The sequence below is a fragment of the Methylobacterium oryzihabitans genome (assembly GCF_004004555.2).
Taxonomy (GTDB): Bacteria; Pseudomonadota; Alphaproteobacteria; order Rhizobiales; family Beijerinckiaceae; genus Methylobacterium; species Methylobacterium oryzihabitans.
In genome coordinates this window covers 333,356-346,287 of sequence record NZ_SACP01000001.1, presented here as the reverse complement: position 1 = coordinate 346,287, position 12,932 = coordinate 333,356, and the positions used below count along the sequence as shown (strand labels likewise).

The 12,932-nt window shown below is 71.0% G+C and carries 12 protein-coding genes; 6 read left to right on the top strand and 6 right to left on the bottom strand.

The window, feature by feature from the left end; all coding sequences use genetic code 11:
- Positions 1–21: 21 nt before the first annotated feature.
- Positions 22–1,188: an ABC transporter substrate-binding protein gene (locus EOE48_RS01565; RefSeq protein WP_127727004.1), complete on the bottom strand. Its 1,167-nt coding sequence runs from the start codon at positions 1,186–1,188 to the stop codon at positions 22–24.
- Between the two features lie 198 nt (positions 1,189–1,386).
- Here EOE48_RS01565 and EOE48_RS01560 point away from each other — a divergent pair, with 198 nt between their 5' ends.
- The 4 genes from EOE48_RS01560 (at position 1,387) to EOE48_RS01545 (ending at position 4,270) form a co-directional block, all read left to right on the top strand.
- On the top strand, positions 1,387–2,463 hold the full coding sequence (locus EOE48_RS01560) for a malate/lactate/ureidoglycolate dehydrogenase (RefSeq protein ID WP_127727003.1): 1,077 nt from the start codon (positions 1,387–1,389) through the stop codon (positions 2,461–2,463).
- Positions 2,464–2,555: 92 nt separating this feature from the next.
- A complete protein-coding gene (locus tag EOE48_RS01555; protein ID WP_127727002.1) occupies positions 2,556–2,825 on the top strand; it encodes a BrnT family toxin in 270 nt (89 codons plus the stop codon).
- A complete protein-coding gene (locus EOE48_RS01550) occupies positions 2,807–3,151 on the top strand; it encodes a helix-turn-helix domain-containing protein (protein ID WP_127727001.1) in 345 nt (114 codons plus the stop codon). The genes EOE48_RS01555 and EOE48_RS01550 overlap by 19 nt, the downstream gene beginning before the upstream one ends.
- An 87-nt stretch (positions 3,152–3,238) precedes the next feature.
- A complete protein-coding gene (locus EOE48_RS01545; protein WP_187371283.1) occupies positions 3,239–4,270 on the top strand; it encodes an SMP-30/gluconolactonase/LRE family protein in 1,032 nt (343 codons plus the stop codon).
- Positions 4,271–4,382: 112 nt separating this feature from the next.
- Here the strand turns inward: EOE48_RS01545 and kce are convergent, their stop codons facing one another.
- The 5 genes from kce to EOE48_RS01520 form a co-directional block, all read right to left on the bottom strand.
- The gene (kce, locus tag EOE48_RS01540; protein WP_127727000.1) at positions 4,383–5,312 is read right to left on the bottom strand and encodes a 3,5-dioxohexanoate:acetyl-CoA acetone transferase; all 930 of its coding nucleotides are present in this window, start codon (positions 5,310–5,312) and stop codon (positions 4,383–4,385) included.
- A 16-nt stretch (positions 5,313–5,328) separates the two neighbouring features.
- A complete protein-coding gene (locus EOE48_RS01535) occupies positions 5,329–6,255 on the bottom strand; it encodes a 3-hydroxyacyl-CoA dehydrogenase (protein ID WP_127726999.1) in 927 nt (308 codons plus the stop codon).
- A gap of 14 nt (positions 6,256–6,269) precedes the next feature.
- Positions 6,270–8,849, bottom strand: coding sequence for a branched-chain amino acid ABC transporter ATP-binding protein/permease (locus tag EOE48_RS01530; RefSeq protein ID WP_127726998.1), 2,580 nt, complete (start codon positions 8,847–8,849; stop codon positions 6,270–6,272).
- Between the two features lie 6 nt (positions 8,850–8,855).
- Complete coding sequence (locus EOE48_RS01525) at positions 8,856–9,734, bottom strand: branched-chain amino acid ABC transporter permease (RefSeq protein WP_127726997.1); 879 nt, start codon at positions 9,732–9,734, stop codon at positions 8,856–8,858.
- A gap of 255 nt (positions 9,735–9,989) precedes the next feature.
- Positions 9,990–11,249, bottom strand: coding sequence for an ABC transporter substrate-binding protein (locus tag EOE48_RS01520; RefSeq protein ID WP_127726996.1), 1,260 nt, complete (start codon positions 11,247–11,249; stop codon positions 9,990–9,992).
- A 124-nt stretch (positions 11,250–11,373) separates the two neighbouring features.
- On the opposite strand from EOE48_RS01520, the gene EOE48_RS01515 reads away from it, so the two are divergent.
- Positions 11,374–12,066: a GntR family transcriptional regulator gene (locus EOE48_RS01515; protein WP_127726995.1), complete on the top strand. Its 693-nt coding sequence runs from the start codon at positions 11,374–11,376 to the stop codon at positions 12,064–12,066.
- A gap of 43 nt (positions 12,067–12,109) precedes the next feature.
- A complete protein-coding gene (locus EOE48_RS01510; protein ID WP_127726994.1) occupies positions 12,110–12,880 on the top strand; it encodes an SDR family oxidoreductase in 771 nt (256 codons plus the stop codon).
- Positions 12,881–12,932 lie beyond the last annotated feature (52 nt).

Genomic DNA, 12,932 nt, shown 5'->3' with positions numbered 1-12,932 from the left:
TGACGCGGCAACTTCGCGGGCTCAGCCCTTGTAGAAGTCGATTCGCTTGTCGAAGACGATGTTGCCCTTGTCGTTGCGCACGACGTTGTAGCCGTGCAGGCCGTCGCCGTTCTGGTCGAAGTTGTAGGTGCCCTCCGCCCCCTCGTGGCCGCGGATCGCGAGCAGCGCCTCGCGGATCGCCTTCGGGTCGGTCTTGCCGGCGGCGTTGATCGCCTTGGCCAGCGCCGTCACGGCGTCGAAGGTCCAGGACGACTGGTTGTCGGGAGCGAGCTTCATCACCGCCCGGTACGCCTTGCCGAAGTCGCGCGCCGCGTCACTCGATTCCTCGGCGTAGTCCGCCACCCCGTAGGTGTTGTAGAGCGAGGGGCCGGCGAGCTTCAGCGCCGTGACGTTGACGATCGAGGCCGAGCCGACCCACGGCGCCTGCACACCGAGCTGGCGCAACTGCCGGGCGAAGATCCCGAGGTCGTTCTCGAACGTGAAGTACGAGCCGATCACGTCGGCGCCGGACTGGCGGATCGCCAGCACGACGGGCGTGAAGTCCTGGCTCTGGTTGGTGTAGCCCTGGTCGAGCGCCACGGTGGCGCCGGCCTTGCCCAGGGCCTCGGTCAGCGCCTTGGCGCCGCTGGTGCCGAAGGCGTCGGTCGAGTGGATGATCGCCCACTTCTTCTTGGCGAGACTGCCGGTGCCGTACTCGGCGATGACCCGGGCCGAGAAGCTGTCGTTCGGCCGGAACCGGAACATCCACGGATTGCCCATCTGGGTCAGAACGGGGTCGGTTCCGCCGAACGCCACCGGCTTTCCGGTCTTGAGGATGTCGGGCGCCATGGCGTGGTTCTGGGTCGAGCGGATCGATCCGATGAACGCCACGAGATCGGGCTGCGAGGCGAGCTTGGAGAAGGCCAGCACCGCGCCCGGATTGGTGGTCTGGTCGTCCTCGGTGACCAGTTCCATCGGCTTGCCGAGGACGCCGCCGGCCTTGTTGACCGCCTCCAGGGCGATCTTGGCGCCGTTGAGGGCGAAGCGCCCGGCATCGGCGCCCGGGCCGGTCACCGGCAGCACCATGCCGATGCGGGTGGTGGCTCCGGTCCCCTGCGCGTAGCCGGCACGGCTGACGAAGGGGCTGGCGACGCTGCCGATCACGGCAGACGCGGCACCGCCCAGGAAAACGCGACGCGTCGTCCTCATGACGTCCTCTCCCATCACCGGTGCGGTCGAAGGCCCGGTGTTGGGAACGATTGGACACCGGCAGCGCTGCCATGTCCAGTCCTCGTGCGTGAATCCCGGGGGGCGGTCAGCGAATAGGGGTCGTGCAGACGGGCCGCTTCACCGCTGCACCAGCATTCGCTATTCGCGGACGACCAAAGAAGAACCGGAGGAGACCCCATGCAGATCGCCGCCGATCGCCTGACCGCCTACGTTCGCGACATCTTCGCCGCCGAGGGCTGCGCCCCGGCCGAGGCCGAGCGGATCGGCCGCTACCTCGTCGCCGCCAACCTCACCGGGCACGACAGCCACGGGGTGATCCGGGTGCCGCGCTACGTCGCGTGGCTGAGGGAGGGCGAGGTGGTGGCCAACCAGACGCCGCAGATCGTCAGCGACAGCCCGGCCTTCGCCCTCGTCGACGGCGGCTACGGCTTCGGCCAGACCGCCGGCCCGTTCGCGACCGAACTCGGCATCGCGCGGGCGAAGGCCAACGGCGTCGCCATCGTGGCCCTGCGCCATTCCGGCCATCTCGGGCGGATCGGCGAATGGGCCGAGCAGGCCGCCGCGGCGGGTCTCGTCTCGGTGCATTTCGTCAACGTCGCCGGCAGCCAGCTCGTGGCGCCGTTCGGCTCGGTCGACCGCCGGTTCTCGACCGCGCCGTTCGCCGCCGGCTTCCCGGTGGCCGGCGAGGAGCCGATCATCCTCGACTTCGCCACCTCGGCGGTCGCCGAGGGCAAGGTGCTGGTCGCCTCCCAGGGCGGCAAGGCGCTGCCCGAGGGCGTCCTGATCGAACCCGACGGCCGGCTCAGCCGCGATCCCGCGACGCTGTTCGGGCCGATCGAGGGCACGCTCGCCCGCGACAGCCGCAACGGCGCCGGCGCGATCCGGGCCTTCGGCGAGCACAAGGGCTCGGGGCTGGCGCTGCTATGCGAGCTGCTCGCCGGGGCGCTCACCGGCTCGGGCACCTGCGGACCGGGCCAGCGCCGGTTCTGCAACGGCATGCTGTCGATCTACCTGACGCCGCAGGCCTTCGGCTCCGACGACGCGGTGGCGGCCGAGACCCGCACCTATCTCGACTTCTTCAGGAGCGCCCGCCCGGCGACGCCCGGCGGCGAGGTGCTGCTGCCCGGCGAGCCCGAGCGCCACACCCGCGCGACGCGCCTCGCCGAGGGCGTGCCGCTGACCGACCCGGTCTGGGAGACGCTGCTGGCGGCGGGGCGGGACCGGGGGTTGGACGGGGAGGGGTATCGGGGGTAGCGGAAGCAGGATCTTCACTGATCCGCTTTTTCCGGGGAACATGTCCGGGGCATTCCCTTGCGGCATGACGGGCGCGGGACCTATCGTGCCGCATGGACTTCGACTGGCGCGACGAGAAGAACGAGACGGTTCGCGCCGGGCGCGGATTCGGTTTCGAGGATGCCGTCGGCATCTTTCTCGGCCGCACCGTCGAGTGGCAGGATACGCGTCAGGATTACGGCGAGGTCCGGATGGTGGCGGTCGGCGAGACGGGAGGCCGTTTCTTCACGGTCGTGTACACGGATCGCGGGCCGATCCGCTGGATCATCACCGCTTGGGCCGCGAACAGGAAGGAGCGGGCGCGATGGCGAAATACAGCCTGACCGAGGCGCGGCAGCGCACGCTCCGGGTCGACGAAGCCCGGCTCGATGCGACGACCGAGGACGAGATCCGTGCCCACCAGATCGAGGATGGGTACGATCCCGACTTCGAGCCCGCATCGGTGCGGGTGGTCCACGCCCCGCAGGAGATCCGCCTCAGGCTCGCGATGACGCAGGACGAGTTCGCCGCCGAACTCTCGGTGCCGCTCGCCACCGTGAAGGAGTGGGAGACGGGCCGCAGCAGCCCGACGACCACCGCGCGTAATGAACTGGATCGCCTCGCCTCGGGGTTGTCGCCGGCGGCCACGCGGCGGAGAGGTCAGGCGTGACGGTCCCGGTCCGCCGCCACTCCGGATAGCGACCCGCCGTCCACCGCCCTACACTCCCTTCCGTCCGAACCTGGACGGGAGGAAACCATGCACCGACGTGACGTCCTGATGGGCGCCGCGGCCGTCGCCGCGACCGCGTTCACCGGCCGGGCGGCGCAGGCCGACAGGCTGCCGCTCGGCGACCTGCCCGGCACGCGCTACCCCGACCCGCGGGTGGAGGCCCTCGACAAGCGGTTCCGCTACAAGGTCGGCAACGCCGCGATCGAGCGCATCGCCACCGGCTTCCGCTGGGCGGAGGGGCCGGTATACTTCCGCGATGGCCGCTATCTGTTGTGGAGCGACATCCCGAACAACCGGATCATGCGCTGGCTGGAGGATGACGGCCGGGTCAGCGTGTTTCGCGCCAACTCGAACTACTCGAACGGCAACACCCGCGACCGGCAGGGGCGGCTGCTCACCTGCGAGCACGATTCGCGCCGCGTCACCCGCACCGAGCACGACGGCACGATCACGGTCGTGCTCGACCGCTTCGACGGCAAGCCGCTCAACGCCCCGAACGACGTGGTGGTGGCCGCCGACGACGGGATCTGGTTCACTGATCCGGGCTACGGCATCGACGGCTTCTACGAGGGCCACAAGGACAAGGCCGAGTTGCCGACCCGGGTCTATCGCGTCGATGGCCGGACCGGGCAGGCGACGGTGGCGGCCGAGGGAATCGACCGGCCAAACGGCCTGTGCTTCTCGCCCGACGAGAAGACCCTCTACGTCGTCGACAGCGGCGCGACCCATGGCGGGCGGGCCAACATCCGCGCCTTCGCGGTCGAGGGCGACCGGCTCACCGGCGACAGGGTGTTCGCGGAGGGGTTCTCGCCGGGCTTCACCGACGGGGTGCGCTGCGACGTCGACGGCAACGTCTGGTGCAGCATGGGCTGGGCCGACCCGAAGGAGGACGGGGTGCGCTGCTACACCCCGTCCGGCGACCTGATCGGCAAGATCCACCTGCCGGAGACCTGCGCCAACCTCTGCTTCGGCGGCACCAAGCGCAACCGCCTGTTCATGGCGGCGAGCACGTCGGTCTACGCGGTCTATGTCGAGACGCAGGGCGCGCTGAAGCCGTGAGGGTGCGGCCCGCCCCGATCGGGGCGGGCCGAGGAAGTCCACGCCCGATCCTCTCACCTTCGCGGGGGAAGGGCGGGCGTGCAGCCGGTCGGCGAGCCTCGAAGGAGGCCCGTCAGAACCCGACCCGGTCGCCGCCCTTCAGTTCCAGGATCTCGCGGGCGTCGTCCGGGGTGGCGATCTCCAGCCCCAGCCCCTCGATGATCTGGCGCGCCTTGCGGACCTGATCGGCATTGGTCTCGGCGAGCTTGCCGGGACCGATCCACAGCGAATCCTCGAGCCCGACCCGGACGTTGCCGCCGAGCGCCACCGCCTGCGCGGCGATGGGGAGCTGGTTGCGGCCGGCGCCCAATACCGACCAGCGGTAATTGTCGCCGAACAGCCGGTCGGCGGTGCGCTTCATGTGCTGCACGTCCTCGGGATGCGGGCCGATGCCGCCGAGTATGCCGAACACGCTCTGGACGAAGAACGGCGGCTTGATGACGCCGCGATCGGCGAAATGGGCCAGGGTGTAGAGGTGGCCGATGTCGTAGCACTCGACCTCGAACCGGGTGCCGTTCTCGGCGCAGGTGGTCAGGATGTGCTCGATGTCCGCGAAGGTGTTCTTGAAGATCCGGTCGCGCGAGCCTTCGAGATAAGGCTTCTCCCAATCGTGCTGGAAGGTCTTGAAGCGCTCCAGCATCGGGTAGAGGCCGAAATTCATCGACCCCATGTTGAGTGATGCGACCTCGGGCTTGAAGTGGGAGGCCGGGGCCAGCCGCTCGTCGATGCCCATGGTCGGGGCGCCGCCGGTGGTCAGGTTGATGACGCAGTTCGAGCGCTGCTTGATGACGCTCAGGAACGGCTGGAACGCCTCCGGGTTCTGGTCCGGCTTGCCGGTCTTCGGGTCGCGGGCGTGCAGGTGGACGATCGCCGCGCCGGCCTCGGCGGCGCCGATCGCGGCCTCGGCGATCTCGTCGGGGGTCACCGGCAGGTGCGGCGACATCGAGGGGGTGTGGATCGCGCCGGTGACGGCGCAGGTGATGACGACCTTGCGGGGGGCCATGGGTGTCTCCTCGGGTTCAGGCCTGATCGCGCTTGTGCGCCATCAGGGCGGCGAGTCGGGCGTCGCGCCGGCGGCTGCGCTCGGCGGCGGGAGCCGGGTCCGGGCCGGCGCCCCAGGCGGCGACGAGGCGGCCGGTGTTGTCGGCGTCCCACACGCTCGGCGGGGCCGGGTCGGCGGCGAGGCTGCGGTAGAAGCCGCCGTAGCGGGCGCAGTAATCGCCGATGCCGCCGGGGGCGTTGAGGTCGATCGTCGCGAAGGGGCCGAGGAACGACCAGCGCAGGCCGAGCCCTTGCGCGATCGTGGTGTCGAGGTCCTCCGGGCTGACCACGCCCTCGCCGACGAGGCGCAGGGCCTCCGACAGCAGCGCACCCTGCAGCCGGTTGAGCACGAAGCCCTCGACCTCGCGGTGGACCAGCACCGGCGCCTGCCCGGCGGCGGCGTAGAGGTCGCGGGCGCGGGCGATCGCCGCCGGATCGGTCCAGGGCGCGCCGCAGAGTTCCACCACCGGCACGAGGTGGGGCGGATTGACCGGATGGCCGACGAGGCAGCGGGCCCGGCCCGGCAGATCCTCCGTGAATCGCGACGCGACGATGGCCGAGGTCGAGGAGGCGAGAATCGCGTCCGGCGGCGCCAGCCGGTCGAGTTCGGCGAACAGGGCGCGCTTGGCCTCGACCTGCTCCGGCCCGTTCTCCTGAACGAGGTCGACGCCGTCGAGGGCCTCGGCGAGCCCCGGCGCGACGGAGATCCGCGCCAGGATCGCAGGCACGTCCGTCACGAGGCCGTGGCCGGCGAGCTGGTCGAGGGCGGCGGCGATGTGGCCAGGGGCGGCCTCCAGGGTCTGGGCGTGGATGTCGGTGAGGCGCACCGTGAAGCCCGAACGGGCGAACACCACGGCCCAGGAGCGGCCGATCAGGCCGGCTCCGACGACGGCGACGACGGGCATCTCTCGGTCTCCGTTCACAGCCACAGCACCTTGCGGCGCAGGTCGAGATCGTCGCGCAGGTCCTTCGACGGGCCGCTGTGCATCACCCGGCCGCGCTCCAGCGCGACCGTGCGGTCCGACAGGGCCAGCGCGAGGTCGAGGTTGTGGTCGACGATCACGATCGAGACCTCCTTGCGCAGGGCGTCGAAGGTCTCGAACAGGCTCTCGACCACCGCCGGGGCCAGCCCCTCGAACGGCTCGTCGAGGAGCAGCACCCGGGTGTCGCCGGACAGCGCGCGGGCGACCGCCACCATCTGCTGCTCGCCGCCCGACAGGTAGTCGGCGGCGGTGCGCCAGCGCTCCTTCAGGCGCGGGAAGTAGGACAGGATGCGGTCCTCGTCCCAGTGCACGCCGTTGCCGGTGCGGCGCTTCAGGCGGCCGAGTTCGAGGTTCTGCGCCACGCTCATCCCGGCGAACAGCCCGCGGCCCTGCGGCACGTAGCCGATGCCGGCCCGGGCGATGCTGGCCGCCGAGCGCCCGTCGAAGCTCTCGCCCCCGAGGGTGATGTGGCCCCTGGCATAGGGCGCGATGCCCGTGATGGTCTTGAGGCAGGTCGACTTGCCGGCGCCGTTGCGGCCGAGCAGCGCCACGATCTCGTGCTCGTGCACGTCGAAGGTGACGCCGTTGAGGATGTGGCTCTTGCCGTAGAAGGTGTCGACGGCCTCGAGCGCCAGCAGCACCTGCGGCTCGGCGGCGCTGGCCCGCGGGCGGGCCGCCATCGCGGCGGTGCCGGAGCCGATATAGACCTCCTGCACCTTCGGGCTGGAGCGGGCGTCCTCGACGGTGCCGTCGACCAGGACCTGCCCCTCGTTCATCACCGTGACGGCGTCGGCGATCTGGAACACGCGGTCGATGTCGTGCTCGACCATCAGCACCGGGACCTCGGTCGAGACCCGCTTGATGATGTCGCCGATGCGGGTGCGCTCGGCCGCCGCGAGGCCGGCGAGCGGCTCGTCGAGGAGCAGGACGCGGGGCTTGGTCGCGAGCGCCACCCCCATGTCGAGCAGGCGCTGGCCGCCGTAGGACAGCGAGCCGGCCTCGGCCCGCTCCAGCCCGGCGAGGCCGAGCCAGCGCAGGATCTCGGTCGTCTCCGCCTGCACCGCGGGGTCGCGGCGGGCGTCGCGCCAGGGGTCGAACCGGCCGGGATGGCGCCCCTGCACCGCGAGGCGGATGTTTTCCTCGACGGTGAGCGCCGGGAACAGGTTGGTGATCTGGAACGAGCGGCCGAGGCCGGCCTCGCAGATTTTTTCGGGCGCGAAGCCCGCCACCGAGCCGCCGCGCAGGGTGACGCTGCCGGTATCCGGCCTGAACATCCCGGAGATGAGGTTGAAGGCGGTGGTCTTGCCGGCGCCGTTCGGGCCGATGAGCGCGTGCAGCGTCCGGTCGCGCACCGCGAGGCTGACGTCCTGCACCGCCTTGAGCCCGCCGAACCGCTTCGAGATGCCGTCCGCCGCCAGGATGGTGCCGTCGACCGCCTCCGCCGGGCGCAGGAAGGCCGGCAGGTTCTCTGGCGTCCCGGCGCGCCGGCCGGCCATGGCGGCGTCCTCGGTCGCCTCGGGCCGGATCATCCGCATCACCCGCCGGACGATGCCGACGAGGCCGTCGGGCGAGAACAGGATAAAGCCGACGAACAGCAGGCCGAACCAGAACAGCCAGTCGCCGGTCCAGATCGACAGCAGTTCGCGGAACAGGATGAAGAACAGCGCGCCGATCGCCGGGCCGGCGAGGCTGCGCATGCCGCCGATCACCACCATCGCCAGCAGTTCGCCCGAGAAGGCGGTGCCGAGGGGCTCGGCCGAGGCGAAGCGGTGGCTGAACGCCATCAGCACCCCGGCGAGCCCGGTGACGGTGGCCGAGACCGCGAAGGCCGCGAGCTTGTAGCGGTTGGTCGGGTAGCCGAGGAAGCGGGCGCGCTGCTCGTTCTCGCGCACCGCCTCCAGCACGGTGCCGATCGGCGAGCGGCGGAAGCGGGCGAGCGCCACCAGCACGACGAAGCCGACCACCGCGACGACCGCGTACCAGATCCAGGGACTCGCCACGTCGAGGCCGAGCAGGCCCTCGCGCACGACGCCGCCATAGCCGTTCTCGCCGCCGGTGAGCGCGGTCCAGCGGAACGCCACCGTGAAGCACAGCGCCGACAGCGCGAGCGTCAGCAGCGAGAAGTACACCCCGCGCCGGCGCAGGATCAGCAGGCCGAGCAGCAGGGCGAGGCCGGCGACCAGCACCAGGGCGGCGAGCGCCGGCAGAACGAGGCCGCCGGGGAACAGGTTGCGCTGGAGGATCGCCGCCGCGTAGGCGCCGATGCCGAAGAAGGCGCCGTGGCCGAACGAGACGAGGCCGGTCTGCCCGACCAGGATGTTGAGGCCGAGCGTCGCGATGGCGAAGATCACCACGTCGGTGGCCGAGGTCAGCGTCAGGCCGAGGCCCTGGAGGGCGAAGGGCAGGACGACGAGCGCCAGGGCCGCGGCGCCGAGGGTCACGCCCTCGGTCGAGACGGGGGCCTTGCGCGGCGGAGCCTGAACGGAAAGGGCGGACACGGGTCCTGGTCGGGTCATGGCAGGCTACTCGAAGCGCAGGATGCGCTCGCCGAACAGGCCGCGGGGCCGGACGAGCAGGATGACGGCCATCAGGGCGTAGATCGCGGCCTCGGCGAAGCCGGGATAGACCAGCACCATCAGGCCGCGGACGACGCCGACGATCAGCGCCGCGACGACGACGCCCCAGAACGAGCCGAGCCCGCCGATGACCACGACCACGAAGGCGCCGGTGAGGACTTCCGCCCCCATCGCCGGGTGGACGCCGGAGATCGGCGCCAGCATCACCCCGGCGAGCGCCGCGAGGCCGACGCTGAGCATGACGACGGCGGCCATGTAGGGCTTGAGCGAGATGCCGAGCGCCGCGACCATGTCGGGGTTCTGCACCCCGGCCCGCACGATGCGCCCGAAGGTGGTGCGCTGGAGCAGGAACCACACCGCCGCCACCGCGACGACTACCGCCGCCAGGATGGTCAGCCGGTAGCGCGACAGCACGAAGTCGCCGAGGAAGATCTGGCCGCGCAGGGCCTGCGGGATGCTGTAGGGCAGGGGCGGCGCCCCGAAGATCATCCGGATCGCCTGCTCGGCCACCATCGCGAGGCCGAAGGTGAGCAGGAGCGAGAGGATCGGGTCGGAGCGGTAGAACCGCCGGAACAGGAATTTCTCGGCGAGCAGCCCGAGCAGCCCGACCAGCACCGGCGCCACCACGAGCGAGCCGCCGAAGCCGAGATACGGCGAGACGACGATCGTGAGGTAGGCGCCGATGGCGTAGAACGCCCCGTGCGCGAGGTTGACGATGCCGCCTAAGCTGAAGATCAGCGACAGGCCGAGGGCGATCAGCAGGTAGATCGCCCCGAGGAAGAGGCCGTTGACGATCTGCTCGACGGCGAGGGTGAGGAAGAGCACGGGCGCGGTTCCTGTGCGGGGGATCCAGACTTGGAGATGTGACGAGGCTCGACTCCAAACCCTCCCCCCTCTGCGGGGGAGGGTGGCGAGCGGATGCGAGCGCAGCGGGACGTAGTCCCGCCGAGAGGGGATCGCGACGCTGATCCAGATGGCGCCCGTCACACCGGTCGCGACCTTTCCGGAAGCGTGGTTCCCCTCTCCCGCCCCACTCCGTGGGGCACCCTCCCCCGCGGAGGGGGGAGGGTCGAAGCCGCGTTACCCCTCCATCCGGCACCCCGCCTCCTCGGCGGTCGGTGCCAGCACCTCCATGTCCTCGTTCGGCCCGGGCAGGGCCGGCGTCGAGGTGAACAGGTCCCACTTGTCCTTGACCTGATCCGCCGGCAGGGCGGTGATCGCGTACATCTCGCTGATGAGCTGGTGGTCGCGGGGGCGGAAGTAGCCCTGGCGCGGCTTCAGCACGTCGAACTTCGCGCCGCCTTCCAGGTAGGAAACCAGGGCCGGCCCCTCGGTCGACTTGGTCTCGGCCATCGCCTGCGCGACGATCCTCACCGCGTTGTAGTCGCCCCAGGCCTGGTTCTCCGGCGGCTTGCCGAGCTTCTTGGTGAAGGCGGCGACGAAGGCCTTGGCCGAGGGCGTGTCGACCTTGTGGTGCCACAGGCACGGCCAGGTGCCGGCGAAGTTGCCCGCACCGGCGCCCCAGGCGAGCGCGGTGTCGAAGCCGAAGCCCGCGACCGGGAAGGGCAGGCCGTACTCGGCGTATTGCTTGAGGAAGTTGGTGATCTGGTTGCCGGCGAGGTTCGAGATCACGACGTCCGGCTTCGCCTGCCGGATCTTGATGAGGTAGGCGGAGAAGTCGGTGGCGTCGGTCGGCACCAGCTCGTCGGCCGCGAAGGTGCCGCCCTGGCCCTGCATGAACCCCTTGGCGACCTTCAGGAGGTCGTGGCCGAAGGCGTAGTCGGCGGTGAGCGAGTACCAGCGCTTGCCCTTGACCAGCCCCTTCTCGACCAGCGAGCGGCCGACCGCCTTCACGTACATCGAGTTCGCGCCCTCGACGTGGAACATGAAGCGCTTGCAGTCCTGGCCGCGCAGGGCGTCGGAATTGGCGCCGGTGTTGAGGAACACCGTCTTGCCGCGGGTCGCCACCTGCCCGATCGCCAGCGCCGAGGCCGACGAGATCTCGCCGACGATCGCCGAGACCTTGTCGCGCTCGATGTAGCGCTCGGCCTTGCTCGACGCGGTCTGCGGGTTGACCGAATCCTCGGTCAGCAGCTCGACCTTGCGCCCGTTGATCCCGCCGGCGGCGTTGATCTCCTCGGTAGCGAGCTGGGCCGCCGCCACGGCGTACTCGCCGAGCGGGCCGAGGAAGCCGGTGCGCGGCGTGAGGTGGCCGATGCGGATCGGCGCTCCGGTCGCCCCCCCTTGCGCGCGGCCGATCGCCGGCATCGCCAGCGCGGCGCCGACGGCGAGACCTCCCTGCACCAAGCGGCGGCGCGTCGGATGCGTGTCCTGCGTCATGGTTCGCGTTTCCTGCCCGGATCCGTCACGGTCCTTGCTTGCCGTGATCTGTGATCACACTTAGGCTGACATCAAATCGGGCGGCTGTCGAGCCCCGGCAGTCCCTGCGTGAGAGGTGCGCGGCGTGGATGGCGCGATCGGACGGATCCCGCGTTTCGAGCGTGTGACGCTCGGCGAGCGCGTCTATGCCGAGCTGCGCGGGCTGCTGATGGCCGGCGAGCTCGCGCCGGGCCAGCGGCTCTCGCTCCGGCAGGTGGCCGACCAGCTCGGCACCTCGATGATGCCGGTGCGCGAGGCGGTGTCGCGCCTCGTCGCCGACGAGGCGCTGGAGGTGCTGCCCAACCGCGCCGTCAGCGTGCCGCTGATCGATGCCGGCCGGTTCCGCGAACTGACGCGGGTGCGGATCCTGATCGAGGGCTTCGCCGCACGCGAGGCCGCAGGTCGCCGCGACGACGACGACCTCGCGGCGGTCGAGGGTCACGACGCGGCCTTCCGGCACGAGACGCTGGCCGAGGCCCCCGACCTCGACCGCGCGGTGCGGGCCAACAAGGAACTGCATTTCGCAGTCTACGAATCGGCCCGGATGCCCTCGCTGATGGCGATCATCGAGGGGCTGTGGCTGCGGATCGGCCCGGTGCTGAACCTCGACATGCGGGTGTCGGGCCGCCGCATCGCCGCCGGCGGCGCCGAGCGCCATCACGCCCGGCTGGTCGAGGCGCTGCGCGCCCGCGACGGCGAGGCGGCGCAGGCGGCGCTCGTCGCCGACATCGAGGAGGCGGCGGCCTTCATCGCCGGCTCGGGCCGGCTGCCGCCCTGACGGATGGGTGGCCGCAGAGAACGACAACAGGGAGGAGACCACCATGGACATGGGATTGCAGGGCCACAAGGTGCTGGTCACCGCTGGCGCCGGCGGCATCGGGCTGGAGATCGCCCAGGCCTTCACCGAGGAGGGGGCGCGGGTCCACGTCTGCGACGTCGACCGGGCGGCGCTCGACGCGCTGCCGCAGGGCATCACCGGCACCTACGCCGACGTCGCCTCGCGCGACGACGTGGCCCGGCTGTTCGAGGAGGCCGCGGCGGCGCTCGGCGGCGAACTCGACGTGCTGGTCAACAACGCCGGCATCGCCGGGCCGACCGGGCGGGTCGAGGAGATCCACCCGGAGGACTGGGACCGCTGCCTCGACGTGTGCCTGACCGGCCAGTTCAACTGCGTGCGCTTCGCCGTGCCGCTGTTGCGGCGGAGCCGCAACCCGTCGATCGTCAACCTGTCCTCGGCGGCGGGCCGGTTCGCCTTCCCGCTGCGCACGCCCTACGCGGCGGCGAAATGGGCGGTGATCGGCTTCACCAAGTCGCTGTCGCGGGAACTCGGGGCCGACGGTATCCGGGTCAACGCGGTGCTGCCCGGCATCGTCGCCGGCGACCGCCAGCGCCGGGTGCTGGAGGCCAAGGCGCAGCAGCGCGGCCTGACCTTCGCGCAGATGGAGGAGGCGGCGTTCTCGGCCGCCTCGATCAAGGACTACGTCACGGCGCGCCAACTCGCCGACCAGATCCTGTTCCTCGCCTCGCCGCGCGGGCGCACGATCTCCGGGCAATCGCTGGCGGTGGACGGCGACCTCCAGATGCTGACCTGACGCGGAGAGGCGCGGCTTGCGTCGCGTCAGTCGCGCCCCCTACGATGCCCGG